Source organism: Photorhabdus kleinii (assembly GCF_025384885.1).
Taxonomy (GTDB): Bacteria; Pseudomonadota; Gammaproteobacteria; order Enterobacterales; family Enterobacteriaceae; genus Photorhabdus; species Photorhabdus kayaii.
This window is the reverse complement of record NZ_JAJAFY010000034.1, coordinates 1-25908: the sequence shown is the minus strand read 5'-3', so window position 1 is coordinate 25908 and position 25908 is coordinate 1. Positions and strand designations below refer to the sequence as shown.

Here is a 25908-nt window from a genome sequence, read left to right as displayed (position 1 = left end):
CAAAGGAGCGAATCCCCGGGAACATAGCGAACTATGTGACCGGAGTGAATGAGTGCAGCCAACAAAGAGGCAACTTGAAAGATAACGGGTATATCAGCATTTAAACCCTTTTTCCTAAATAACATTCAACGGATGAGATGCAATGTGGAGGCTAATATGAAACATAAAAAAATAAGTGATGAAGCCGATGAACAGAATAATGATCTGAGGGCCAGCCGTCGTCGTTTTATTCAAGCGAGTGCGGCGCTTATATCTATTCCCTTTGTTTCTACCCGCCAAACAACCGCCGGCGAGAAAACAGACCAGAGCTCACTACCGATTAATGTTATTGATACAAGTGAAACGAAAGTCATACCCACCTGTAGTACATTTGATTGTGGAGGAAGATGCGATATCCGAGCACATGTCCGAGAAGGCGTTGTCACCCGTATAACCACCAGACCTGATCATGAACTTGATGAAGCAATGCCGATCATGCGAGCTTGTGTCCGCGGCAAGGGCTATCGCAAATTTGTTTATCATCCTGATCGTTTAAAATATCCGATGAAACGAGTTGGTAAGCGGGGAGAAGGAAAATTTGAACGAATCTCCTGGGATGAGGCGACAACCATTATTGCAGATAAGCTAAAAAGCATTACTGAGAAATATGGCCCAGCTTGCCGCTATGTTAGCGTTAATACCGCGATAATTGGCGGTGTATCATCAGGTGATAAAATGTTACGTCGTTTACTCAATATTACCGGCGGACATTTACAATATTACCATTCCGTGAGTATGGGCAATACCGCGGCAGCCACGCCCTATACCTACGGTGTGGCAACTTCGGGTAGCACACTGGATACCTTAGAAGATACCCCGTTGGTGATCCTTTGGGGCCATAATCCGGCTGAAACTATTTTTGGTCACACCAATCACTATTTCCAGAAGATGAAAAAAAACGGCACCAAATTTATTGTTGTCGATCCCCGTTATTCTGATTCTGCTTCCTCGTTGGCTGACCAATGGATTCCTTTGCTGCCAACAACTGATAACGCATTAATGGATGCAATGATGTATGTGATTGTCAGTGAAAATTTGCACGATAAAGGGTTTATTGATCGCTATACGATTGGTTTTGATGAAAACAACATGCCGGATGGCGTTCCTGCCAATGAATCTTTGGTTGCTTACCTGACAGGCGCTAAAGATGGCATTGTAAAAACACCGGCATGGGCTGAAAAAATCACTAAAGTGCCGGCAAATATCATTTGTCAACTTGCCCGCGAATATGCCGGCACGAAACCCGCGGCTCTGATTCAGGGATGGGGGCCACAACGTCATATCTGTGGTGAACGTGTTGCACGTGGTTCAACAATTTTAGCCACAATAACCGGTAATGTGGGTAAAAAAGGGGGATGGGCAGCCGGTTTCGGTAGTGTTGCGGGTAATAAATATCTTTACGGACTTGATCTTGGTAAAAACCCGGTAAAAGAAAAAATCTCTGTAATGAACTGGGTCCAAGCAGCCGATGATGCCAGTAAAGTTACTCCGGCAGATGGTTTAGTTGGTGCAGATAAGCTGAATACCAATATCCGTATGTTATTCTCACTGGCCGGTAATTACCTTGCAAATCAAAACCCGGATATTAATCAGGCAGTAAAAATATTGGCAGATGAATCTAAAATTGAATTTATTGTCTCCAGTGATCTTTATCTAACACCAAGCACCCGATATGCCGATATTTTATTGCCGGAAACCAGTTTTATGGAACGCTGGAATATTGCCTATCCTTGGGGCACCGGCAGCTATTTCATTTTGTCATCAAAATTGATTGAACCTGAATTCGAACGGCGTTCTGATTATGAATGGATACGTGAAGTGGCCGCAAAGCTGGGAGTTGAACAGGAATTCAGCCAAGGTCGTGACGAAAAAGCGTGGATAGCTCATATTATGGAATCTAATCGTCGAGCTATGCCAAAAGAAAATTTACCTACTTTTGAGGAATTACAACGGACAAACAAACATCTTTTCAAAATACCGCCTTATGTCGCTTTTGAAAAAAATATTCGTGACCTAGAAAATCATCCATTTCCAACACCCTCAGGAAAAATAGAGATATTTTCTAAGCGTCTATACGACATGCAACATCCTGAAATCCCTGCATTGTCACATTATATACCTGCATTCGAAGGGCCGGAGGATAAATTAACTGAAAAATATCCGTTGCAATTAATTACCTGGAAAGGGAAAAACCGCTCTAATTCAACCCAATATTCAAATCCTTGGTTAAAGGAAGTACAAACCCAGAGGTTATGGATTAATCCATTAGATGCGCAAAAACGCAAAATTAAACAAGGGGATTTAGTTCGGGTATTTAATGATCGCGGTGTTTCTATGATCCCGGCGGAGGTAACTCAACGTATTATTCCCGGCGTAGTGGCAATGCCGACCGGCGCATGGTGGCAACCGGATAAAAATGGTGTTGATTGGGGAGGTTGTGTCAATGTGCTGACATCATCCCGTAAAACCCCGCTTGCACACGGAAACTCTCATCAAACATTATTGGTTGAGGTCAATAAAGCATGAGTGAATGTATATACCCGTCATCTTTCAAGTTGCCTCTTTGTTGGCTGCACTCACTCACCCCGGTCACATAGTTACCTATGCTCCCGGGGATTCGCTCCCTTGCCGCCGCGATCCATCTTGAAATCCATAGGGTATAGAATAATAAGGCTCGTCGCCGTAGTCGCAGTTAAAAGGCTGCGACTTCAGTCGCGAGTTATTTAACGTAATTTCTCTCAGACTTCGTTTTTTAATATTGATGTTGCAAATTGAGCAATCTCTGATATTAACTCGATTGTAAATAATCCTGCCGAGAAATAGCCCCCAAACCTTTTCTTTAAGTTAAAAAAATCATCGATCCTGCTCACAGATCGGCATATTTTCCTGAACAGGAGTGTCGAGAGGTACATCTATGTATCTAATTACTCTTTTATTTTTGTTTTTTAGTTGAAAAATTAACATCTATATAAAAATTGAACATATTAAGTTATAGGTTATATTTTATGTTATCCCATCTATCAGGAGGTAACCATGGCGGTACCAACGCTCAGGCATTTCATTAATAGTCAGTATGTTGAATCTAAAGGCTCCGAATATTTTGACCTAGTAAGCCCGGTCACAGGTGAAATCTATGCGTGTTCTCCTAACGCGACTGTAGCGGATGTTGATGAAGCTTATGCATCGGCTAAAGAGGCATTCAAGATCTGGAGGCGCAGTACACCGTCAGCACGTCAGCAGGCGTTGCTGGCATTAGCCGATGCGGTGGAAAAAAACTCTGAACGTCTGATCGAAGCGCAAAGCCGCAATACAGGGCAGCTCAAGCATCTGATTGCCTCTGAGGAAATTGCGACTTCAGTGGATCATATCCGTTTCTTCGCTGGCGCCGCCCGTTTTCTGGAAGGTAAAGCGACTGCTGAATATCTTTCTGATATGACGACCAGCATCCGGCGCGAACCACTGGGCGTGGTGGGGCAAGTCACGCCGTGGAACTACCCGCTGATGATGGCAGTATGGAAGATAGCGCCTGCGCTGGCAGCGGGTAATACCGTGGTACTCAAACCGAGCGATACCACGCCGGAAAGTACTCTGTTGCTGGCTGAACTGGCCGCTCCGTTCTTTCCTATAGGTGCATTCAACGTGGTGTTGGGTAATGCCAGCGCGGGTGCTTTGGTCGTTTCACACAAAACGCCAGCTATGGTTTCCATCACGGGTTCCGTGCGAGCAGGTTTGCAGGTTGCCTCTTCGGCGGCGGCTAATCTCACCAGAGCACATTTGGAGCTAGGTGGCAAAGCGCCAGTGGTTGTTTTCGCCGATGCAGATATGGACAAAGCGGTAGAGACCATTGCTACCGCGGGATATTTCAATGCGGGTCAGGATTGTACGGCAGCCTCGCGTGTGCTGGTGCATGACTCTGTTTACGATACCTTCGTCGCCAAACTGGTGGCGGCAGCTAAAGCTACCCGCTTTGGCTATCCGGAAGATGAAAAAGCGCTGTATGGGCCGCTCAATAATGCTCGTCAGCTGGAGCAGGTCAAAGGGTTCATTGCGCGTTTGCCCGCGCATGCCTGTATCGAGACCGGAGGCCGTCAGGCCGAACGTTCGGGTTACTACTTTGAACCTACGGTAATTACCGGTCTGGAACAGCACGACGAAGCAATCCAGACCGAGATTTTCGGCCCGGTTATCACGGTGCAGAAGTTCCGCGATGAACAGGAGGCCATAGAGAAAGCTAACGACGTGAAATACGGACTGGCCTCCAGTGTCTGGACCCGCGACCATGGCCGCGCGTTGCGCCTGTCACGTGAACTCGATTTCGGTACCGTCTGGATTAACACCCATATTCCTCTTACGGCAGAAGCGCCGCACGGCGGCTTCAAGAGTTCCGGATATGGTAAAGATCTGTCGGCTTATGGCTTCGATGAATATACGCGTATCAAACACGTGATGAGTTCCAACGACTGACACAGGACATCCGCAATGATTCAGAATAGATCTCCACGCGACTTGGTGTCGCGTGCGCACCACGAGCTGTTTACTGACCGTGATGTAGGGGCGCTTGAGCGTTATTTTGCGCCGCATTTCATCGAACATTCCCCGTTGGTCAAAGAAGGCCTTGCCGGATTACGTGAGCTGGTCTGGACACATCCCGAACTGCGCCACGAAACGTATCGTGTATTGCAGGATGGTGATCTAGTCGCCATCCATGGTCGTTTTACGGGATTAGACGACTGGCCGTTGGTTGGTTTCGATCTGTACCGGGTTGCCGACGGCTTAATCGTAGAGCACTGGGACGGCCTGGTGCCGCAGGCTGCACCTAACGTCAGTGGCCGAACTCAGTTAGACGGCCCGACTGAAGCAGGCCATGACCATGACCGAGAGAAGAATCGCGAGCTGGTGGTCAACTTTTTTACACGTACCCTGATCGAGGGTCACTACGAAGAGCTTGGAAACTACACTAATGGTGAATTGTTTCGCCAGCACAGCCCCGATATTCCCGATGGTACGGTGGCACTCATCTCGTTTCTTGAGCAACTCAGGGATGAGGGGCAGGGCCTGCATTACGCTAAAATTCACCGTACGGTAGCCGATGGGCAGTTTGTTCTGACCCATTCGGAGGGGAGTATCGTCGGAGCGCGTCACAGCTACTTCGAGCTATGGCGCATTGAGAACGGCAAAGTGGCCGAACTTTGGGATGCTATCACCCCGGTACCGGAGGATGCAAAAGCGCTGCATCGCCACGGTATTTTTTAGAGTTGATCGATACCCAGCGCGAAGCTTGCGGTAGCGCCGCAACCGGATGCCCATACACAGGCAGATATGCTGGTTTCGACGCTGGATCGGTTACTTTTACCAGCTTTGGATAGCTATTCACATCCGGCGTCTGTCTGTTGAAGCTCGCTTATTTCAGATTGCTGAGGAGTTTTCATTTATGACTGAATCTATGCTAGCCAAAAGACGCAACGCGGCTATTGCAAAAGGCGTGGGCGTGACCACACAAGTCTATGCGGAGCGTGCAGAAAACGCTGAAATTTGGGACGTTCAAGGGCAACGTTATATCGATTTTGCCGCCGGTATCGCCGTGGTGAATACCGGCCACTGCCATCCGCGCGTCATCGCGGCAGCCAGAGAACAAATGGAACAGTTTACCCACACCTGTCATCAGGTGGTGCCCTACGAAAATTATGTAGCGCTGGCCGAACGTCTGAACCGTTTGGTGCCTGGTAATTTTGCGAAGAAAACCGTCTTTGTCACTACCGGGGCCGAGGCAGTGGAAAATGCCGTGAAGATCGCGCGTGCCGCTACCGGGCGCAGTGGCGTGGTAGCTTTCAGCGGCGCTTTCCATGGCCGTACCTTCCTAGGTATGTCATTAACTGGCAAAGTTGCACCGTACAAAATGGGGTTCGGCCCATTGGTTAACGACGTTTACCATGTTCCGTTTCCGGTCGGGCTGCATGGCATTGGTGTGGAACAAACGCTGAATGCGCTGGAAAATCTCTTTAAAGCCGACATTCAGCCCACGCGCGTCGCGGCCATCATCATCGAACCGGTACAAGGCGAAGGCGGTTTCTATCCTGCTCCTCCCGAGCTGCTCAAAGCGCTGCGTGAGATCGCCGATTGCCACGGCATTGTACTTATCGCCGATGAGATTCAGACCGGTTTCGCGCGTACGGGCAAACTGTTTGCCATGGAGCATCATGAGGTTGTTGCCGATCTGACCACTATGGCGAAAGGTCTGGCGGGCGGTTTGCCGCTGGCGGCTGTAACGGGACGGGCAGAGTTGATGGACGCTGTAGTGCCTGGTGGTCTGGGGGGAACTTATGGCGGTAACCCGGTGGCGATTGCAGCCGCCCATGCGGTGCTGGATGTGATCGAAGAAGAAAAGCTGAATGCGCGAGCGACACAGCTGGGAGAGCAGCTAAAACAGCGTCTGCATGAACTGCGACCGCGTGTCCCGCAGATTGCTGACGTGCGAGGGCTCGGGCTGATGATTGCGGTGGAGTTTAACCATGCGGACAGTCAGGAACCCAATGCCAGCTTTACCAACGCGGTACGTCAGAAAGCGCTGGAGCGTGGTCTGATCCTACTGATGTGCGGTGTACACGGCAACGTGATCCGTTTCCTTCCGCCGCTGACCATACAAAATAACGTTTTTCATGAAGCGCTCAACATTCTGGAGTCTGTGCTGCTCGATCTGACTGAACAATAGATAGAATCTGCTACCTCACAAGAGGGGATAACAATGCACTGGTATTTAAATGTATTAAAGAACTATGCATGTTTCAGGGGGCGAGCCAGGCGTAAGGAGTTCTGGTACTTTTTTTTGTTCCAGATCTTGGCTGTATTTATTATCTCTTTCCTTGAAAGCTACTTTGCCGTTGCCAATCCTGAAATTTATATGGGCTGGTTCAGCGCTGTCTATTTGCTGCTCACGTTTTTGCCCACGCTAGCAGTGAATGCCCGCCGCCTGCACGACATCAACTGTAGCGCTTGGTGGTTACTGCTGCATCTCATACCGTTTATCGGCACTGTTATCCTGCTGATTCTCGCCGGCCTGAAAGGGAACCCTGGCAGCAATAAATACAGCTCAGAGAGCCGGACTCACTCATAGGGAAACTCTCCAGACCAAGTCAGCAGGTGATTTCAAGATCATGACAGGAGTGTTGAAATGACAATGAATAGAAGAGACTTTATTTCTACCGTCGCGACGCTCGCGGGGGCAGGAGTGCTTTCATCCGTATTTCCCAACTTATCCCTGCTCGCCAGGACCTTAACCGCGGCCGATGCTCCCGCCGTCAATGTTGATAAGCTCCGGCCAACACTGTTGAAGGATGCACAGCATAGAGCCAGCCGGTTGGGGCTGGATCCGCGCATCTGGAGCTGGCATAAAGACGCTGCTGCTGGCACCATGCCAGCCAATTATTATGAAGCTTCTTTGGCTGACTGGCCCACTTTTGGAAGCCTGCCTGAAGACCAGAACTGCGAGGTTGTGGTTATCGGCGGTGGGTTGCTGGGTGCTTCCACGGCATTGCATCTTGCTGAAGCAGGAGTGGACGTGATTCTGGTTGAAAAGGATAACATTGGTTCAGGCGCTTCTGGCCGCAACGGGGGACAGATAACCCCTGGGCTTGCACGCTGGGAAGCTAAGACCATACTGGAAAAACTTTCATTCGATGAGGCTAAACGCTTATGGCGTTTTGCCTCTGTTGAAGCGATGAATCTCGTGGATGAACTCCGTGAGCGTTATAGTTTCGAATGTGACCGCAAATATGGTCATATCACTGTTGCGGTGCACGCAGGCCACATGGGGCCGCTGGTGGCTAATGCCGATGCCCGGCGTCAACTGGGAGACACGGCGATGAAGGTTATCGGACCGCACGAATTGCAGGAAGAGTATGTGCGTTCGGGCATCTACCATGGAGCAAATGTCGACAGTATCGGTGGGCAGGTTCATCCTCTGGCACTGTTGCGTGGCCTGGTTTATGGTTTCGCCAGACTGGGTGGGCGAATCTATGACAGCACGAAAGTAAAGGGCATCAGGCAGGATGCTGGTGGTACAGTCGTAGAAACTGAGCGGGGAACTATCAGGGCAAGTAAAGCTGTGGTGTTGGGTGTGCATGTCTCCACGGGTGAGTTTATCTCTGGCCCTTCCACCACGGTGCCTTTTTTCTCCTACGTAGCGGTAACGCCGCCGTTGCCAGTGGATGTCAAAGAGCTGATCCCGTCGAATCTGCCGGTCTACGATACACAGTTACAGGTCGACTACTATCGTGCGGTGCGCAACAACCGCCTGCTGTTCGGTGGACAGGGTACTGGCAATTCTTGGTCACCGCGTGATGTGAACAACTATCTGCTTGAGCGTATCAGAACCGTGTTCCCGCAGTTGGAAAAAGCCGAACTAGAATATTCTTGGGGCGGGATCAGCGATCTGACCCTAAACGGTGCCACCGATGCCCGCAAGAGCGGCGACAGAGTACCCGTGTATATGGTACATGGCTGGAGTGGTCATGGCGTGGCGCAGACGGTGCGCATTGGCAAAGCTATCAGTGACGATCTTACCGGACGCAACGACGACTTTACCATGCTTACCTCCATTGCCCACGCGAGTATCCCGCTGGGTTCCTATCTCTCTCCGGTAGCCATTCCGTTGGCTAAAGGTATTCTGGGAGTGATAAGTACGCTTAATCCGGCAGAGATAGTTTCGTTCTGAGCAACAGGGCGTAGGGTTTCGGGAGCCAATGTCGGTTATATTTGCATTGGTTAATGATTATATGTGTGTTTTATACCCGTCATCTTTCAAGTTGCCTCTTTGTTGGCTGCACTCGCTCACCCCGGTCACATAGTTACCTATGCTCCCGGGGATTCACTCCCTTGCCGTCGCGATGCATCTTGAAATCCATTGGGTATATGCTGCCCCATGATCTGGGTCAATAAATATCTCAAATAGCGCCTGTGATAACGCGATACTAATGAGGAACATCAAATGGACCGTATGCTAGAAGGTAAGGTTGTCATTGTCACTGGCGGCGCAAGTGGCATCGGAGCAGGCATTGCTTTAGCTGCGGCGCGTCATGGCGCAGCAACCGTAATTATTGGCGATATCACTGATCAGCCTCGAGAGGGAGGAACACCAGTGCTTCAGCGTCTCAATTCGCTTGGTACAAAAGCCATATTCCACCGGTGTGATGTCACCTCGCGAAGCGAGATGGATGCATTGGTCGATGTCGCTACACCGTTCGGCGGTGTTGATCTGATGGCTTGCAATGCAGGAATTGCATTAGCTACCGATGGCCCACAGATTAGTGCAGATGATTTTCACAAGCTGCTTACGGTCAACTTGGATGGCGTTCTATTTGGCGCACAAGCTGCTGCTGAACAGATGATAAAACTAGGTAAACGCGGAAGTATTGTGGCAACGTCAAGTATGGGGTCCATTAGAACAGGACAACTTACAACCGCCTATTCCACTAGCAAAGCTGGCGTGAATATGATGGTGGCTGCACTGGCCGATGCCTTCGGGCCGTCAGGTATTCGTGTTAATGCAGTCTGCCCAGGACTGATCAATACAGCACTTCCTCTTTCCTCGCCGGAAGTGGCGAAAATGTTTGATGGGTTACGGGAAAGGATGCCTCTCCGAAGATTGGGAGAGCCGGAAGAGGTAGGAAATGCGGTCGTATGGTTAGGATCGGATCTCGCATCGTTTATAACCGGCGTATCACTGCTAGTCGATGGCGGACAAACGGTAGTACTGTGAGAACACGCATTTTTGAGCAGTTGATATATTCCAAAGGAGGGTAGGGTAAAATGGCTGTTTTTCAATTATACCCGTCATCTTTCAAGTTGCCTCTTTGTTGGCTGCACTCACCCCGGTCACATCGTTATCTATGCTCCCGGGGATTCGCTCCCTTGCCGCCGCGATGCATCTTGAAATCTATAGGGTATATATGCTGGAATTTTTTATATAGAATCAACAGAACCGAACATTTTCGCCAGTTTTACCAATTGAGCAATTTCATCATTGGAGGCGCCATTTCTGAGGATATCCAGTACCATCGTGGATTCAGCCAGATCGATACCAAGATTAAATGTCTTGATTTTACGCAGGAAAAAACCGCACTTTTTTACACCACTGACTGGACCTAGATTAGCCAGTATTTCTGGAACACCTTTTAAATATCCTTTATTGCTAGTTTTTTTATTTACCGAAAACTGAAATACAGGATATAAATTCTCTATTCCCCAATTTAATACAATGAGTTTATGATTTTCACCATACTTATTTACTGTTGGGCGGGTCACTCCTAATATATCAGCAACCTTACTGGACTTATAAACACCACCATATTCCCCAAGATGGGCAAGAAAAGCGTTTCTAGTTTCGATAAATTCTTCGTGTTCCTTCTTTTCCGGTGTGATATTTGCCACTATTTCAATATAGTTAGCTCGTCCTTTGACTTCTGTCCAAAATTCATCATCAGAGAAGGTTAACAACTGGGAAATACTTTCTGAATCTTTGTTTTTAAGCACATTAATAAAATGATCAGCAAGATTGATGATGCGTGCTTTGACCAGTTCAAACTGATCAAATCCGCTTTTCAGTTTTACTGTCCGGTCATTGGGTTGTTTTGCTGATGTTTCCATTAGCACCTCAATGGTATTTTACAATTTTGAAAATTAGCTTATAGGAAATTGTAAGATAGGAAAGCTTTTTCACCAATCTCTTTTTAAACAGTCATATTAGTTGGTGATGCGCTAACTCAGTACAGTTTTCCTTTTACTACTTTGATATTTCTATATTTTTAATCGTTTGTGAAAAAGTTTCAAAGTATAGAGATGAAGAGTTAATATCGGTTTATTTTGCAGTTTTGACGATAGTCATAATCCATATTTATTTTAAAATGAAGTTTTCCAGATAAAAGTGAACCTTATTATAGTATTAAAATCCAACTATACGAAAACATACTCTATGGAAAAGAGCATAATAATTTAATCAATTCCAGACTGAAAACAACTCGCAGGTATATTATAAGAGGATAGCTATGAAAATTTGTAGGATGAATTATAACGATCTGTCTGGTAATGGGCGAAATGCTAAATTTCACTGTTATAGCGTTGAGATATTTGACGTTTTTTCCGGTTAAGATCCATACGTCACCAGGTCTGAAAGAAAAATCGAAGTGGATGTGGATACTGGAGGTTGAAATTTACTAAGATTATCTACCGATAGTTCAATCGCAAAAATGGTGAATATTAGTTGACTTAGGCAAGGTTACAACTGATCCTTAAAATGCCAAGTTATCTAGCAAAATGGAAAAACCTGTTTAAATCTCACTTATCATATTAAACATAACCCAATAAAAAGGATCGTCAAAAGAAATAAGAGGTATATATGCATAGCCAAATTAATTCATTGCCCCAATATATGTTAGCGATCAGCATTATTAAGCCCGGAGGCCCGGAGAAATTGCATCTGGTTCAGGTTCCGCTGCCGCGGCCAGGAAAAGGCTACTTGTTGGTAAAAGTAGCGGCGGCAGGTGTTAATCGGCCTGATATATTTCAGAGAATGGGTTCTTACCCACCACCCCCTGATGCATCACCATTACCGGGTTTGGAGATTGCAGGAGAGGTGGTTGCCAAGGGTGAAGGTTGTGAACGCTGGAACCTTGGTGATAAAGTTTGTGCCCTTGTTGCCGGAGGCGGTTATGCCGAGTATTGTCTGGTACATGACTCCATTGCCTTACCCATCTATAGCTTGGATTTTGTTCAGGCAGCCGCATTGCCAGAAAACTTTTTTACCGTCTGGGCTAATGTTTTTCAGACTGGTAAACTGAAACAAGGAGAAAATTTGCTGATTCATGGTGGTACTTCTGGGATAGGTAGTGTCACGATTATGTTAGCAAAAGCCTTTGGCGCCAAAGTTATTACTACCGTCGGCTCTGATGAGAAAGCTAAAGTTGCACACAGTTTAGGTGCTGACTTTGTTATTAATTACCATAAAGAAGATTTTGTTGATCGAGTATTGAAAATCACAGGTAATCATGGGGTTGATATGGTTGTTGATTTAATCGGTGGTGATTATGTCAATAAAAACTATAAGGTTGCTGCTAAATTCGGGAGAATTATTCAAATTGGTATGATGAAAGGAGACCCTGAAAATCTTAATCTGATGCCCTTAATGCTAAAACGTCTGACTCACACAGGTTCTACATTACGTTCTCGCAGTGTAGAGGAAAAAGCAGAGATAGCCAGGGAATTGGAACAACAGGTCTGGCCATTATTGAAATCAGGAAAAGTCAGTCCACTAATTTGTAAAGTATTTGATCTGAAAGATGCTGCTGATGCGCATCGAATGATGGAAGCCGGTGATGTTATCGGCAAGGTTATGCTGGTAAATGTATCATCTTAATAGTACTTCTGCTTAAATCAGGGCTATTTTAACTTGTAGCCCTGCATTCTATCTACTAACCTCTTCGCGTTAGAATAAACACCTATATTTAATAAGGTTAATGACAAATAAATCTCTATTTTTTGATTGGTTTTTATTCGTTCTTTGTCCTTGCGCACAAAATCAGAATTTATATTCAACGTCATTGTTAATATTTTAACAAATATAGTCTATATCTATTAAAAAATGATCATTTATAGATATGTTAATGATTGATCTATTACACCTGATAGATTTTTCTGAATATCTGGAATAATGAGGTATGACCAGCTATTGATAAGTTAGGTGGCATATAATTTTCTGTCTGCCTATCAGAGGATGATAGTAATTTCATTAACAAATAAATCTCTCTGTTGCTGACAGCCGTTTTTGTTAGTTGGAAAAGGGTATGTGATTATGACCAAACAGTTTACTTCGCACTTAAACATTGATGCGTTGTTTTTAGGCCCTAAATCAGAAAATGCGGTTTTTTTTAGAGAAATGATGGAATATGCCGTAAGTGAGCACATGCACTGGCGTTCTGATTTTCACCCAGAAGATCCCGCCTTGGTAACCTCAGTTGATCGTTACGCACCTGATTATAGAGAAACCCTTTATCGGACAGAAGGTATTCTGAACCAGCTATCTGCCAAACTGAAAAACACCTCTGTTCCCTGGTTTTCTCCTCGTTATATGGGGCATATGAATGCCGATACCTTGATGGTTTCCAATCTCGCTTATGTTATGGCTATGATGTACAACCCGAACAATTGTGCCCACGAGTCATCACCGACAACAACGGAGCTAGAAATTGAAGCAGGACTAGATTTATGTCAGATGTTTGGTTATGACCCTCGCCGAGCCTGGGGACATATCACATCGGGCGGAACTGTCGCCAATTATGAAGGGCTATGGGTTGCACGTAATTTAAAAACCATTCCTCTTGCTATGGCACAACACCCGCAATCCAGTGATTTGGTTGCAAATAAATCAGAACAACAACTGTTGAATATATCTCCGTCAGACATTCTGGATTTAACGGATGAATTAAAAAAGCGGGGCATTTTCGAAGAAGTTCGTGAACTTTCTTGCCGTGGTGTTGGGATAAAACAGGGAATGTTTGGCAAAGTCTTGGTGCCGCAGTCGAAACATTATTCATGGATGAAAGCAATGGATGTTCTAGGGATTGGTCAACAGCATATTGTGCCATTGCCGGTCGATGCAAATTATCGTACCGATGTTGAAAAAATGCGTGAAATTACGTTCAGTCTGATAGAGCAGGGAGAACCTATTCTAGCTATGGTAACCGTAGTTGGAACTACGGAAGTGGGTGCCATTGATCGAGTTGATGAAGTTATTGCGTTGCGTAAAGAGTGTGAAGAGCGTTATGGCGTCTCATTTTATGTGCATATTGATGCTGCTTATGCAGGTTATGCCAGCGCAATGTTCCTTAATGAGCGGGGAGAGTTTATGGAATATGATGAACTTATCCGCCGTTATCGTGAATTGGCAATCATTCCGGAAGATATTATTTGGCCTAAACCTGAAATTTATCAAAGTTTCCGGGCCATGTGTCAGGCTGATTCAATCACCGTAGATCCTCACAAAGTTGGATTTATTCAATATGCAGCCGGTGCGGTATGTATGAAAGATAGGCGTATTGTTGACCTAATTTCCTACCGTGCAGCTTATGTTTTTGAAGATGTTGATACTCAACAGGATCAAGCCGTTAACCGGCGTGTCGTGCTCGGTGCTTCTATTATGGAGGGATCTAAAGCCGGAGCTATCGCCGCCGCAATTTGGGCTGCGCATCGATTGGTTCCACTTAATATCAGTGGCTACGGAAAAGTAATTGCTGCCGGTATTGTGACGGCCAATTGGATGGTTAAAAAACTTTTAACCACAGAACCATTGGTTGTTGATAAACGCCGGTTTGAAATTCATGCCATGCCGAATCCTGATTTCCATATGGTCAATTTTACTTTTAAAGAGCAAGGAAATGATGACTTAATGCATCATAATCGTCTTAATAAACGGATGTACGAACTTTGTTCATATGCCTCTGGACGCACTTATACCAATGATTTTTTGACTTCTTCCACCTCCCTTAGTTATGAAGAGTATGGTGATACTCCCTGGCATTATGTTGAACGTTGCGGTTTTGCCCAAGAAGAATGGCAGAAAGTCCACAGTTTATATGTCTTACGTGCTGCTGTGATGACTCACTGTTTACATAATGCTGACGATTTTGACGAGTATTGGGAAAGGCTCCAGAAAATTTTTATTCAAAAACTGACTCAAATTGTTGATGAAGAAGAAAAAAAGAAAGTGGCCTGATTTTCTATTATTAAATATTTGCTGTTGATTCGAAGGGAAAAAACGTGAAGAACCGTACTTTTGGCAGTACTTTTATCATAGCAGGAACAACCATCGGCGCTGGTATGTTGGCCATGCCATTAGCAACCGCCGGTGTAGGATTTGGCGTAAGTTTGATCATGTTGGTTAGCTTGTGGGTTTTGATGAGTTACACCGCGTTATTGCTGGTTGAAACTTACCAATATGAATCCCCTGATACGGGGTTAGGGACACTTGCTCAACGTTATCTTGGCAACGGTGGCAAAATGTTAGCCGGTTTCAGCATGATGTTTCTAATGTATGCATTAACATCAGCCTATATTAGTGGCGCCGGGGAATTACTGACAGTCAGCCTCAACAAATGGCTGAATCTATCTCTTCCTGCCTCAGCAGGTGTTATCCTGTTTACAGTGATTGGCGGAGGAGTTGTTTGTATTGGCACCAGTTCAGTAGATATGGTTAATCGGGTTATTTTCAGTGCAAAAATTATTTTCCTAGTATTGATGTTGGGGATGATGATGCCGCATGTTCAGCATATTAACTTACTGACCATGCCATTAGAACAAGGATTAATACTATCTTCAATTCCTGTGATATTCACATCGTTTGGTTTTCACGGTAGTGTTCCCAGTATTGTGAAATATATGGATGGCGATATCCGTCGACTCCGCTGGGTGTTTATCATCGGCAGCGCAATTCCGCTACTTGCTTATATCCTCTGGCAATTGGCGACACTCGGAAGTATTAATTCCAGCACATTCGTCGATATCTTAGCTGAAAACGCAGGGTTGAATGGCTTATTACACAGCATTCGCGAAGTTGTTGCTTCACCGAAAACTGAGCTTGCAGTACAAATGTTTGCCAACCTGGCGCTCGCAACCTCATTCCTCGGTGTCACACTTGGCCTGTTTGATTTTCTGGGTGATCTGTTTAAACGCAGAAATAGCGTAGCCGGGCGTATGCAAACTGGTTTGTTAACTTTCGTTCCGCCGTTGATTTTCGCGCTATTTTACCCAAAAGGATTTGTGATGGCGTTGGGATATGCCGCGGTCGCGCTATCAATTTTGGCGTTAGTATTGCCTAGCCTCCTGGCATATAAATCCCGTCAACAAAATGAACGTCGATATCGGGTACCTGGCGGTAAACCTGTACTCTTGCTGGTATTTACCTGCGGTATTGCAGTAATAGCAATCCAGATTGGCATAGTGAGTGGAATGTTGCCGGAAGTAGGGTAGACACTGGGTTATCGAAGATAAGTTCTTTTTTGACCTAAAGCGTATTCTCTGACAGACTGCTAGCATAATAGACCTAATTAGCGGAGGCAATTATGAATCATACCCGTTACGAAACTGATGTGGTCGCTTGGGCAAATGAGCAGGCAGCGTTATTACGTGCCGGTAAACTCTCTGAGATTGATATAGCCAATATTGCTGAGGAGATCGAAGACGTGGGCAAGAGTGAACAGCGTGAATTGGCTAGCTGCATGGCAGTATTAATTGCTCACTTATTAAAATGGAAATACCAGCCAAGTCATAGAGGAACAAGTTGGGAAAGAACAATTAAAGCGCAAAGAAAAGAGATTCTTTATGGTTTAAAAGAATCACCTAGTTTAAAGACAAAGTTAGATGATTCAAATTGGGTTGATGTTGTCTGGTCTAAAGCCGTTGCCTCAGCAATGAACGAAACCGGGTTAGACGTGTTTCCCGATGTATCCATTTGGGGTATGTCCCAGATACTGTCCCCTGAGTTTTATCCGGAAAACAATTAAGGAGTTAGATCATCATGGCGAAAGAATTATTTACTGCCACAGTAAAATCTGTAGCTGGATTGAAAGTTGAATGTACATCAAGAGATTTCTCCTTTTATTTGGATGAACCGCGTAATTTAGGTGGTACTGATCAGGGGATGAATCCAGTTGAAGCTTTACTCTGTTCTCTCGGGGCCTGTAAATGTATCGTAGCAAAGGCTTTTGCTAAACTGCACAAAATCAACTTAATTGATATTCACGTTGATCTGGAAGGTGAGCTTGATACTGATGGTTTCACTGGTAGAAATAAACAAGCGAAATTAGGTTTCTCCAAAATAGTGACAAAATTTCATATTAAAGCTGATAATAGTGAAGAAGAAATTCATGCCTTTGTCGACTTTATTAATAGAACCTGCCCGGTTCATGATACTATCGAAAATGCACCAAGTTTTGTCACTGAAATATATTGCGAATAAGATAAATTCTGAGTTGAAATAATTCTGAAAAGGAAAAATCATTTAAGTTAATTTAAAAATCCCTCTACTTTACAGTAGAGGGATTCGTTATAAAGTTAGGTAAATCAATGTTTATCTATCTCTTTATCCCATTGATAACAGCATAAGAAATAATTACTATTGTTTAATGACGTAAACTGTAGTTATATTACAACTTACATTTTCTATACCAACTTTAATATTTAAACCCTGTGCATAAGCCTGGCTTAATAGCTTGTTAATGTTATCAGCGCTTGATCCTGACCAAATATAACCTGGTTTTCCACAGTTACCGGCTAAGCTTCCACTGAATGTATAAAAATAATGTGCAGGATTGTCCCAATCAGCTTTAATTTCTGCGACTCTGACAATGCCACTATTCGTTTCCGCAGAAAATGCAGGGGCGCTAATCATACCAATGAAAATAAATAACATAGATATCAATTTTTTCATATTCTACTCCTAGTTAATAATAAAGAAAATCTGACGCATTTGAAGTGTAAATTATGCAAATAATCTTTGCACCAACTTCACATTAATATAATAGGTGCCTCACATGATAAATAATGCCAAAATTTTTTTCATTAAAATTAAGTAATTGATAAAAGTAACATGGTAATCTTTATCTATAAAAATAACATCAACATTGTTTGAAATAATAAAAAACCTCTACCTACAATGGTTCATAACCAATTCACCAACTAATTATATTAAAACAACAAAAATCCATTCTCATAACAAACTATTTATATCAATATAATTTTTATGGTGAAGATGAAATGATTAATCATCTGTTTAAATAAAATAACAACGATGAATTATTTACTTGATAAATATGTTTTAATATCGCTTTCTCTACTGGACTCTAAGAAGAAAAATTTTTAACAAATCACTTCTATTAAAAAATTTTTAACGTAGAAGTATATATTTCTGGTGTATCCCATTACACTATTAAATAGTTAATATACCCGTCATCTTTCAAGTTGCCTCTTTGTTGTCTGCACTCGCTCACCCCGGTCACATAGTTATCTATGCTCCCGGGGATTCACTCCCTTGCCGTCGCGATGCATCTTGAAATCCATTGGGTATATACATATTATTATTCTAGTAAAAGGCTCCATCGATATGAATAAATCATTGTGCAATTCAAAATCAACATTAAAATCTTATTTAGGTATAGGAAATGAGGGAGTATCTGATAACCTTGTAGCGGTACTTAAAAGCAATTGTGACAATTATCAGTCGTCAGTAAAAAAATTCATAGAACTGCTTGAGTATATTCAAAATAATAATATTCACACGAAACCATTTAATGAATTAGTTTCGCTTCATGAACTTGTAACTCCACATGATTGCGCTGTAGTTTCTATGCTATCAATTCATTTTAATTTAGCCATCGGCACTATCGCTAACTTAGGAATGCAAACTCCATATGTGGAAGATCTTTACCAAAAACTTTGTTCAGGTCGTGCCATTGGAGTATATCTGGCGACTGAGCTAGCTCATGGGAATGATCTAATCGCAATCGAAACACAGGCTAATTATCTGCCGGAAAAAGGCGTATTCATGTTGAATTCACCTAGCCCAAATGCATATAAATTTATGCCTAATACCATGCCTTGTGAATTACCTAAAGTGGCTGTAATTTTGGCTCAGTTAAATGTATCAGGAAAGAAATATGGTATTTTCCCATTTATTCTTCCTCTATCTGCAAATGGAAAATTAACTCCTGGCGTTAAAATTACTCCACTTGGCGATAAGCCAGGGCTTTATTTAGATAACGCAATAACTTCATTTGATAATGTCGAAATTCCTTTTGAAGGGATCCTTGCGGGCAATATGATAACACTGACCAGGGAGGGTAAAGTATCATTGCATACTAAAGAATTAAGAGAAAGATTTTCGTTAATTACAAATAGAATACATTCAGGCAAGTTATGCATGGCAATGATCTCAGTTACAGGGGCCAAATCAGCTCTTCATATAACTAGCACATATGGAAATAAACGAAAAACATTCGGTTACTCAGGTACTATGCCAATAATTAATTATTCTCATTTCAAAGAAGGTATTGCTTGGGATACCCTGAGCACAATCACTCATGCGTTATACTTAAGAGAATTAATAAGAAAAGTTTCAGCTATATTATCAGAATCAGTTAAAAACTTTAAGTTTTCAGATGAACTACTTATTGAAATCATTACTACCAAGTCTCTGTGCACATGGCGTACACAAGAAATATTAATTAATTGTCGTGAGCGTTGCGGCGCACAGGGATTATTTACTGTTAACAAGATATCCCATTATTTGATATCTAATTTTGGTACGATTACTTCGGAAGGTGATAACCTTGTATTATCACTAAAAGCCGGAGGGATGATCATTCTCAATAAGATGAAAGAAATAGAAAAAACATCTTTCCAACATAATCTATTTACCATTTTAAATGATTATATGAACTTTTTATATAAAAAACTAAATGGATTAACAGTGAGTAACAATAAAAAAATAAATTTAGATATGCTTAATAAGCATAGTAGGGATTTTCTAGAACTAAGCCAAACATATGCCGTTTTATCCGTGGTAACGACCATTATTGATACATACCACAACAATAATGATGATGATTTTTATATGATCATCGAAGGTTATCTTCTCGACTGGATTCATCGTAGCATGAGCAATCTCCTGAGAAGTGAAGTGATCAATTTACAAGAATCTAAAAAAATAGACGAGAGACGCATTGAGTATATACGTCAGCATGCAGACAGAATAAATGATTATATTTCCAGTTTTGGCGTGGATAAGGCTGGAATCGAAACGCCAATATCCAGTGATGATTATATTTCCTGGTATGCAAATAATCACCATCAATTAAAAAACAATTAACTATAAAACAGGTTTAAATGCGAGACACTGTTGTGAATATATAGAAAAAATTCGGTGGCCAGCTAAAAGGTCACCGTTAATGAAAGGGCGATTACCTATAACTCTATGGATTTCAAAAGTTGCCGATAATAAGAAAAGGCTTACTGATACCCGCTTTTTCAGCTTTCCTGCACTGATAATCGAAGTCGTGATATGCATGTTGCATCCGCTGAACTGTAGAATAACCATGAATGTTGAAAGAGGTGCTGCATAGCCAGTTTCATTTTCAACTTTCTGTAGCATTTCGACATCAACGTCTGATTTGACCACAAGCGGCCTGCCAGTGGTTCTACCATCATGCATTTTATGCATCACTCCCTCATATTTTTCTTCAAGTATATTATCGTTATAACTTAGCGCAATAATCATGCCATGAAGTGAGCCTGTTACTCTGTTTACTTCTTTAATGTTAAAGAGAACCGGCAAATTCTCTGATCTTAATACAGGGGCTATTGGCATATGGTCATCCCGGCCATTAAGAATGGTTAATTTCTTGCTTCAACTCACCAGTCGGTAAACACAGCGTGGAGTTTGACATTGAAATGAACGCCACCACCAACAATCAGGTTTTCAACTTTTTCACTAGCAATGAGTTTTACCAAGTAAGTTTCTAAAAACTTGTTAGCAATATAGGAAGAAATAACACGGATCTCATATTGACTTAATCCATTTAAGTACCGCAGCAACCACAACGGCATTCTCACATGCTTCACGGCCATTTCCTGCATATATTTAACAGAAAAGCCATGTAAAAAATGCTGATGCTCACTTTTTTCTAAAAGAATTTCTGACGGAAACTTCTTTATCCCCAATAGGGTAACAGGATTACGAGAACTGCTCCATTCAAGCTGGATTTTATCACGTTCGTGGTAATACACCTTCTTTTTAGAAAAATTTTCATCATTAACGCCGGGTAGGAAAGATTTGATATCACTTCTAATAGCTGACATCAAACCACATTTCTTATTTGACAGAAAACCATCGGATAATTTTATTATAATTAGGTTGAGTTTATTAAGTTTATTATCGTCTAACAGGCGTGTTATTTCCGTTTCGTAACCAAGTGACTTATACCCTATAGATTTCAAGATGCATCGCGACGGCAAGGGAGCGAGTCCCCGGGAGCATAGAGAACTATGTGACCGGGGTGAGTGAGCGCAGCCAACAAAGAGGCAACTTGAAAGATGACGGATATATATTCGTCTTTCAACGGCGAAAACCTGTATCGGCGTGGGCAAATAATATTCCGCATGAAAGATCTGCTGCGGAAATTCTTTTCACCCGCTGTAGGGTCTTTATGCAATCTGCCAATGCTTTGTTTTTATCAATTACCACGGTATAGAGAGATGTCGATTCATAATCATCTCCCGTACCATCAGTAATCAATATATGATATTTTTTAGGTAGATTGTTTTCTTTATGATGTTCCCAGGCTTCAATGATGCCATTTATCGCATGGGTAGCATGATGGTTTATTTTCAATTCATACAGATTGACTCTTTTTATGAATTTCTCAAATATTTCTCTATCGTTGCCACATAAAGCCTTTATAGTATGGTTATAATCAATCTCGCCAAGAAAATTAATGACATTCAATTCATCAACGTCATATTTCATCAATTTCAATATTGTGTGGATGGGAACATATTCTCCATCTTTTGAGCGACTCTCTTTTTCATCTTCAATGGCAAACATATCATCGGCATTATTCCATATGACCTCTGAAGCATTATGCCCTAAAAAGAGACATGCGTTCTTATAATGCTCTCTTTTTTTCATCATCGTGCTCATTGTTGGTTTCCATTATATCGAAAGTTCATTAAATGTACTCTTTTATGATATTAAGAACCTTATTGATGTCCTCAACCGTGTGTCCATAGTTAATAAAAAAACGTAAACGAGCTTTATTCTCAGGCACGGCTGGATGCAAGATAGGTTGCACATTGATTAAATTCTCCCTTAGCTTTTGATAAATATAGATACATTTATTTTCGTCGCCTATCATAAGAGGGATAACTGGGGTATCTTTACTGAATCCTGTATCTAAGCCAAGTGCATTCGCTTTATTAACGAAATATTTTGATAATTCTTGTACTTCATGAACTCTGTATTTTTCCTTTTGTATCACTTTAATGGCGGTAAGCGCCGATGCGGTAACAGCCGGTGGCATGCCTGTGGTATAAACAAAACCCGGCGTCATATACCGTAGATAAGTTATAAAGGATCGCTTGCCGGCGATATAACCACCACAGCTTGCAAAACTTTTACTAATTCCACCCATACAAATATCTATTTCAGATGGCATGACATCGCAATGTTCACAAACACCCCGTCCACTTTCTCCCACAACTCCAATGGAAAGACATTCATCTACCATCAACAATGCTTTATGTTTTTTCTTTATTTCAAAAAATTTCTTCAAATTAGGAATATCACCATCCATGCTATAAGCACCTTCTATAAAGAGCATGACTTTCCTGTAATATTTCCTTTTCTTATTAAGAAGTTCATCAGCCATTTGCCAATTATTATGCGCAAACGGTAACATGTCTGCCTGAGACAAATTTCCGCCCTGGAGAAGGCTGTCATGGCTATATTCATCGTACAAAATGAGATCGCCACGCTGCATTAAATGACCAATAACGGTCATGTTAACTGTCTTTTAAGAAGTGGGCGGAATAATGAAACTCGAATCAGCACTAAAACATTTCAGTCCAAAAGGACTGGCAATCAATAATTCGTCTAAATGCACGTCAACAGACCGGATCACGGGTACTGATATCATGGCAGCGTTATGGAGCGCTATAGCAGCGTTTCTGACGAATACAAAGATGAGAGTAGAGATTGTGATCGCGAAGCGTTTTTGAAAGCAGTAAATACCCCTCACCCTAATGGCAAGTGGGGGGGATTTATTGAACAGGAGAAAAAACGCCAGGAACTTATGCTCAGAGTTGCAAAAGAGTGTGAATCTTCTCAGTGATTTGTTTTTCTCTTTTGATTAATTGTTCGTTATCCGCAGGAATTATTTCAGAGGCTATTTGACATTCTGAAAAGAGAATATCTTTCAGGGCATCTTTTTGTACGGGTGAAAGTAGTTGTAACATTGCAATCACGATCCGCTCTGTAGCTGTGATGCTGATTTCCAGCTCGCGGACAGCTTCATTAATTGTTCTGCTCATTAGTTCCTCTTTCTATTAGCTATGGTTACTTGTCGAGATTTAATAATAGCAGATGCAGGAACTCCCATAACGGAACGAATTCAATTGATTATGGAGGCTGCGCATGGAGTGGTCTTTTTTGCATTAGTCACAGTAAAATTTCTCTAAAGGTGATAAACATGAGTGTTCTATTTGGATATAGCGAGATAAAAACCATGATCACCTATGAGGACTTACAAAAAACCGCAGAGGAAGCCAATGAAAAAAGATTCACCCACGTAGAGATATTGAGGGGGTGTATTAGTCATTTTATTGAACAATATGAACAATCTCTTGCAATAGTCGATCGGACTTTCAGGGATCACAAAGGCCAGCAAGAGAAAATTGTGACACTGGGTATTAACGAGAATGGCATATTCAAAGAAAAGCATTTGCATGAACTCAAGCTATCTGATGACTTTAGTTTGTCGTTTGTTATCAAAACTGTTATCACAACGAAAGACCCTCAATCTACATGGATTGCATCCCCAATAACGATAAGCAGGCAATCTGGGGTTGTCACGTTTGTTTTTACTGGTAGCTCTGAAACAGTATCATGTCGTATTCCGCAGGGGAATTTATTAACTGTCTACAGCGAGGCGGCTGAAACTTTGAAGCTAATGACCATGGATCTTATTAAGCAAACCGCTCCAGAATAACCGCCCTCTTTTTTATAATCTATTGAAATCTTGCCGATATCGGAATTCCGATAACGGCATCCTATTAACTCATTCACGGAGCGAACATAGCTCACCCCCACGGACGCCCATTTTATGGGGGTGGATATGAAACTCATGGACAAGCAGCCTGATATATGGATGCAGCTATGATTATGGCTGCTGTCAGTCAAAGAACAGGGTATAGGTGCAATACTATCGGGGACAATGGCTTTTCTCAGGGGTCGCTATAACGGCGGGGGATGGCTGCGTGTCTCAATTGATGCCTTTATGTGTGCCATGTTCGCGTGGTTCATTCGTGACATTTTAAATCTTTTTGGTCTGAATCCTGATTTGGCCTACATCGGTAGTGTGGTGATTGGCTATCTTGGTACGGATTTCATTGGTCAATTACTTCGTAAATCAGCAGAGAAAAGAGCAGGGGTATCAGATGCAAATCAGTGAACACGGTTTAGCGGAACTCAAAATTTATGAGGGTTGCAGTCTAACTGCATACCTTTGCCCTGCAAGAGTTTGGACTATCGGTTACGGTCACACTCACGGAGTAAAGCCAGGTGATGCAATCACAGAACGGCAGGCCGAACAATTCTTACTTGATGATTTGGCCCCGGTTTACATTACTTTGGAAAACTCAGTCAAAGTGCCGCTGACTCAGGGCCAGTTCGATGCTTTGTGTTCATTCATATTCAATCTCGGCACCGGTGCTTTCGTTCGTTCTACGCTGCTTAAGAAACTCAATGCTGGTGACTACAAAGGCGCCGCGTCTCAGTTTATGGAGTGGAATAAAGCGGGTGGACGTGTATTACCCGGCTTAGATGCCAGGCGAGCAGCTGAGAAAACGATGTTTTTATCATGAAATTCAACGCTCACTACTACACGCTTATTGCACTAGCGCTTGTCTCGCTTCTGGCTTACCACTATTACGGTAAGTATACCCAACAGCTTGATACGACAGTTAAGCTACAGAGTGAGTTGCTGGAGCAGCAGAATGAAATCGTTAATCAGCAGGAGAGGATAAGACTCTTGTCTGAACTGGATAATCAGCATACAAAGGAACTTGCTCATGCGAAATCTGAAATTGATGCTCTTCGTACTGATGTTGCCGCTGGTCATCGTCGGTTGCGCATCGCGGCCACCTGTCCAAAGAGAGAAGCCACTTCCCCCTCAGGCATGGGCTATGCAGGAGCCCCACGATTTAACCCGGCAACTGAACAAGATTATTTCGATCTCCGAAGAATGATTATTGAGAACGAGCAACAAACAAAATACTTGCAGGACTACATCAAAACCCAGTGTCAATAGCTAATCCAGAGCATTCTACTGACAGAGTGCTCGATAGTAGTTATTTAGCTATGGGCGCCCGGCGGATGGAGACTGACTTTTTAGCATAAAACTCTAATTCCAACTGTTTTCGATTTGGAAAGGGTTTAGAGAGGGTTTGAAATGAAATTTGAAGATTTATCAGAAATAATTCAATTAGTTGCTGCTAATACGTTAAAGGAAATGATAGAGAAAAATAACGCAGACAAAGAACAAGCCAAAGAAATGGCTTGTTCGATTAGCAAAGCTTTTACTTCATTGTATGAAGATAGTTATTAACTGAGCTTTTTGAAGTGATTATAAATTGATGTGTATGCGTACAGTAATGCTTCTGTACTGCTTTTTGTTCCTGCTCCGTGCATACCACCAGTTTTACCCGCCCGGATTAACTCAATAAGTACTTGCTGAGCTGCTTGTTCTGGGTTCTTTTTAGGATCAATAACATCAGACATTTCACTTTCCTTTTTTGACTGTGGAAAGTAAGAAACCCGCGCCGCCTGAGTGGGTTAACAAAGCAGGCATATAATCAGATAAGTCGTTAATGGTGAAGCAGTAATACCGGAAATTAAAATATGAACGATTTTGAATTCTATTGTTGGATAACTCCGATACTCGGTGGTTTCTGGTTCATGCTGCACGGTACGTGGGGCAATTTTCTGTACGGCTTAATGTGCTGGGGTCTATCCGCTGCGTGGGCGTGGTGGAAAATCAGATAACAGTCGCCCAG

27 protein-coding genes and 1 pseudogene are annotated in these 25908 nt (G+C 42.9%); 20 read left to right on the top strand and 8 right to left on the bottom strand.

The genetic code is table 11. From position 1 onward, the window contains the following. Positions 1-132 precede the first annotated feature (132 nt). The 7 genes from LG003_RS15740 to LG003_RS15710 all read left to right on the top strand — a co-directional run bounded on the left by LG003_RS15740 (position 133) and on the right by LG003_RS15710 (position 9793). On the top strand, positions 133-2565 hold the full coding sequence (locus LG003_RS15740; protein WP_390894145.1) for a DMSO/selenate family reductase complex A subunit: 2433 nt from the start codon (positions 133-135) through the stop codon (positions 2563-2565). Between the two features lie 507 nt (positions 2566-3072). Further along, on the top strand, positions 3073-4503 hold the full coding sequence (locus tag LG003_RS15735) for a gamma-aminobutyraldehyde dehydrogenase (protein WP_112878211.1): 1431 nt from the start codon (positions 3073-3075) through the stop codon (positions 4501-4503). A gap of 15 nt (positions 4504-4518) precedes the next feature. Next, a complete protein-coding gene (locus LG003_RS15730) occupies positions 4519-5292 on the top strand; it encodes a nuclear transport factor 2 family protein (protein WP_262981129.1) in 774 nt (257 codons plus the stop codon). A 178-nt stretch (positions 5293-5470) separates the two neighbouring features. Beyond that, complete coding sequence (locus LG003_RS15725; protein ID WP_262981128.1) at positions 5471-6748, top strand: 4-aminobutyrate--2-oxoglutarate transaminase; 1278 nt, start codon at positions 5471-5473, stop codon at positions 6746-6748. A gap of 33 nt (positions 6749-6781) precedes the next feature. Then, entirely contained in the window at positions 6782-7150 is a 369-nt protein-coding gene (locus LG003_RS15720; protein ID WP_262981127.1) for a DUF805 domain-containing protein, read from the top strand. Between the two features lie 57 nt (positions 7151-7207). Next, positions 7208-8749, top strand: a complete 1542-nt coding sequence (locus LG003_RS15715) for an NAD(P)/FAD-dependent oxidoreductase (RefSeq protein WP_262981126.1) — start codon at positions 7208-7210, stop codon at positions 8747-8749. A gap of 273 nt (positions 8750-9022) precedes the next feature. Beyond that, on the top strand, positions 9023-9793 hold the full coding sequence (locus LG003_RS15710) for a glucose 1-dehydrogenase (protein WP_112878216.1): 771 nt from the start codon (positions 9023-9025) through the stop codon (positions 9791-9793). A 203-nt stretch (positions 9794-9996) separates the two neighbouring features. Here the strand turns inward: LG003_RS15710 and LG003_RS15705 are convergent, their stop codons facing one another. Beyond that, positions 9997-10680 (bottom strand): hypothetical protein, encoded by a 684-nt coding sequence (locus LG003_RS15705; RefSeq protein WP_262981125.1) that lies wholly within the window; start codon positions 10678-10680, stop codon positions 9997-9999. 748 nt (positions 10681-11428) lie between these two features. Between LG003_RS15705 and LG003_RS15700 the strand changes: the two genes are divergently transcribed. From LG003_RS15700 to LG003_RS15680, 5 genes are all read left to right on the top strand, one after another. Continuing rightward, the gene (locus LG003_RS15700) at positions 11429-12445 is read left to right on the top strand and encodes an NAD(P)H-quinone oxidoreductase (RefSeq protein ID WP_112878217.1); all 1017 of its coding nucleotides are present in this window, start codon (positions 11429-11431) and stop codon (positions 12443-12445) included. Between the two features lie 435 nt (positions 12446-12880). Further along, a complete protein-coding gene (locus LG003_RS15695) occupies positions 12881-14800 on the top strand; it encodes a pyridoxal phosphate-dependent decarboxylase family protein (protein WP_112893788.1) in 1920 nt (639 codons plus the stop codon). 44 nt (positions 14801-14844) lie between these two features. After that, a complete protein-coding gene (tyrP, locus tag LG003_RS15690) occupies positions 14845-16053 on the top strand; it encodes a tyrosine transporter TyrP (protein WP_112878219.1) in 1209 nt (402 codons plus the stop codon). A 92-nt stretch (positions 16054-16145) separates the two neighbouring features. Then, positions 16146-16586 carry a DUF29 domain-containing protein gene (locus LG003_RS15685; protein ID WP_262981124.1) on the top strand — a complete coding sequence of 147 codons (441 nt, stop codon included), beginning with the start codon at positions 16146-16148 and terminating at the stop codon, positions 16584-16586. A 14-nt stretch (positions 16587-16600) separates the two neighbouring features. Next, positions 16601-17041, top strand: coding sequence for an OsmC family protein (locus LG003_RS15680; protein WP_105399738.1), 441 nt, complete (start codon positions 16601-16603; stop codon positions 17039-17041). Positions 17042-17197: 156 nt separating this feature from the next. Here the strand turns inward: LG003_RS15680 and LG003_RS15675 are convergent, their stop codons facing one another. Next, positions 17198-17512: a hypothetical protein gene (locus LG003_RS15675; protein ID WP_112878221.1), complete on the bottom strand. Its 315-nt coding sequence runs from the start codon at positions 17510-17512 to the stop codon at positions 17198-17200. A gap of 672 nt (positions 17513-18184) precedes the next feature. Here LG003_RS15675 and LG003_RS15670 point away from each other — a divergent pair. Continuing rightward, a complete protein-coding gene (locus tag LG003_RS15670; protein ID WP_262981123.1) occupies positions 18185-19948 on the top strand; it encodes an acyl-CoA dehydrogenase family protein in 1764 nt (587 codons plus the stop codon). Here the strand turns inward: LG003_RS15670 and LG003_RS15665 are convergent, their stop codons facing one another. The 4 genes from LG003_RS15665 to LG003_RS15650 all read right to left on the bottom strand — a co-directional run bounded on the left by LG003_RS15665 (position 19949) and on the right by LG003_RS15650 (position 22637). Next, positions 19949-20446, bottom strand: a complete 498-nt coding sequence (locus LG003_RS15665) for a hypothetical protein (protein ID WP_112878223.1) — start codon at positions 20444-20446, stop codon at positions 19949-19951. Positions 20447-20490: 44 nt separating this feature from the next. Next, positions 20491-21075 carry a hypothetical protein gene (locus LG003_RS15660; RefSeq protein WP_112878224.1) on the bottom strand — a complete coding sequence of 195 codons (585 nt, stop codon included), beginning with the start codon at positions 21073-21075 and terminating at the stop codon, positions 20491-20493. A 118-nt stretch (positions 21076-21193) separates the two neighbouring features. After that, on the bottom strand, positions 21194-21778 hold the full coding sequence (locus LG003_RS15655) for a hypothetical protein (protein ID WP_112878225.1): 585 nt from the start codon (positions 21776-21778) through the stop codon (positions 21194-21196). 28 nt (positions 21779-21806) lie between these two features. Continuing rightward, positions 21807-22637, bottom strand: a complete 831-nt coding sequence (locus LG003_RS15650; RefSeq protein ID WP_262981122.1) for an aminotransferase class I/II-fold pyridoxal phosphate-dependent enzyme — start codon at positions 22635-22637, stop codon at positions 21807-21809. Positions 22638-22668: 31 nt separating this feature from the next. Between LG003_RS15650 and LG003_RS15645 the strand changes: the two are divergent. Together LG003_RS15645 and LG003_RS15640 are read left to right on the top strand one after the other, a co-directional pair. Further along, positions 22669-22782: pseudogene (locus LG003_RS15645) on the top strand (antitermination protein); the annotation flags it as partial. Continuing rightward, positions 22782-22967 carry a hypothetical protein gene (locus LG003_RS15640; protein ID WP_158537784.1) on the top strand — a complete coding sequence of 62 codons (186 nt, stop codon included), beginning with the start codon at positions 22782-22784 and terminating at the stop codon, positions 22965-22967. The pseudogene LG003_RS15645 and the gene LG003_RS15640, both read left to right, overlap by 1 nt. Here the strand turns inward: LG003_RS15640 and LG003_RS15635 are convergent. After that, positions 22933-23166: a hypothetical protein gene (locus LG003_RS15635; RefSeq protein ID WP_036847822.1), complete on the bottom strand. Its 234-nt coding sequence runs from the start codon at positions 23164-23166 to the stop codon at positions 22933-22935. The two genes, LG003_RS15640 and LG003_RS15635, sit on opposite strands and share 35 nt — an antisense overlap. Positions 23167-23324: 158 nt before the next feature. Between LG003_RS15635 and LG003_RS15630 the strand changes: the two genes are divergently transcribed. From LG003_RS15630 to LG003_RS15610, 5 genes are all read left to right on the top strand, one after another. Continuing rightward, positions 23325-23843, top strand: coding sequence for a hypothetical protein (locus LG003_RS15630; RefSeq protein WP_112878227.1), 519 nt, complete (start codon positions 23325-23327; stop codon positions 23841-23843). A 177-nt stretch (positions 23844-24020) separates the two neighbouring features. After that, positions 24021-24305 carry a phage holin, lambda family gene (locus LG003_RS15625; protein WP_262981136.1) on the top strand — a complete coding sequence of 95 codons (285 nt, stop codon included), beginning with the start codon at positions 24021-24023 and terminating at the stop codon, positions 24303-24305. Then, positions 24292-24717: a lysozyme gene (locus LG003_RS15620; RefSeq protein WP_262981121.1), complete on the top strand. Its 426-nt coding sequence runs from the start codon at positions 24292-24294 to the stop codon at positions 24715-24717. The genes LG003_RS15625 and LG003_RS15620 overlap by 14 nt, the downstream gene beginning before the upstream one ends. After that, the gene (locus LG003_RS15615) at positions 24714-25163 is read left to right on the top strand and encodes a lysis protein (RefSeq protein ID WP_112879891.1); all 450 of its coding nucleotides are present in this window, start codon (positions 24714-24716) and stop codon (positions 25161-25163) included. The genes LG003_RS15620 and LG003_RS15615 overlap by 4 nt, the downstream gene beginning before the upstream one ends. 141 nt (positions 25164-25304) lie before the next feature. Beyond that, positions 25305-25460, top strand: a complete 156-nt coding sequence (locus tag LG003_RS15610; protein WP_158537825.1) for a hypothetical protein — start codon at positions 25305-25307, stop codon at positions 25458-25460. On the opposite strand, the gene LG003_RS15605 is transcribed toward LG003_RS15610, so the two are convergent. Next, a complete protein-coding gene (locus LG003_RS15605; RefSeq protein WP_158537826.1) occupies positions 25457-25633 on the bottom strand; it encodes a hypothetical protein in 177 nt (58 codons plus the stop codon). The two genes, LG003_RS15610 and LG003_RS15605, sit on opposite strands and share 4 nt — an antisense overlap. Between the last annotated feature and the right edge of the window lie 275 nt (positions 25634-25908).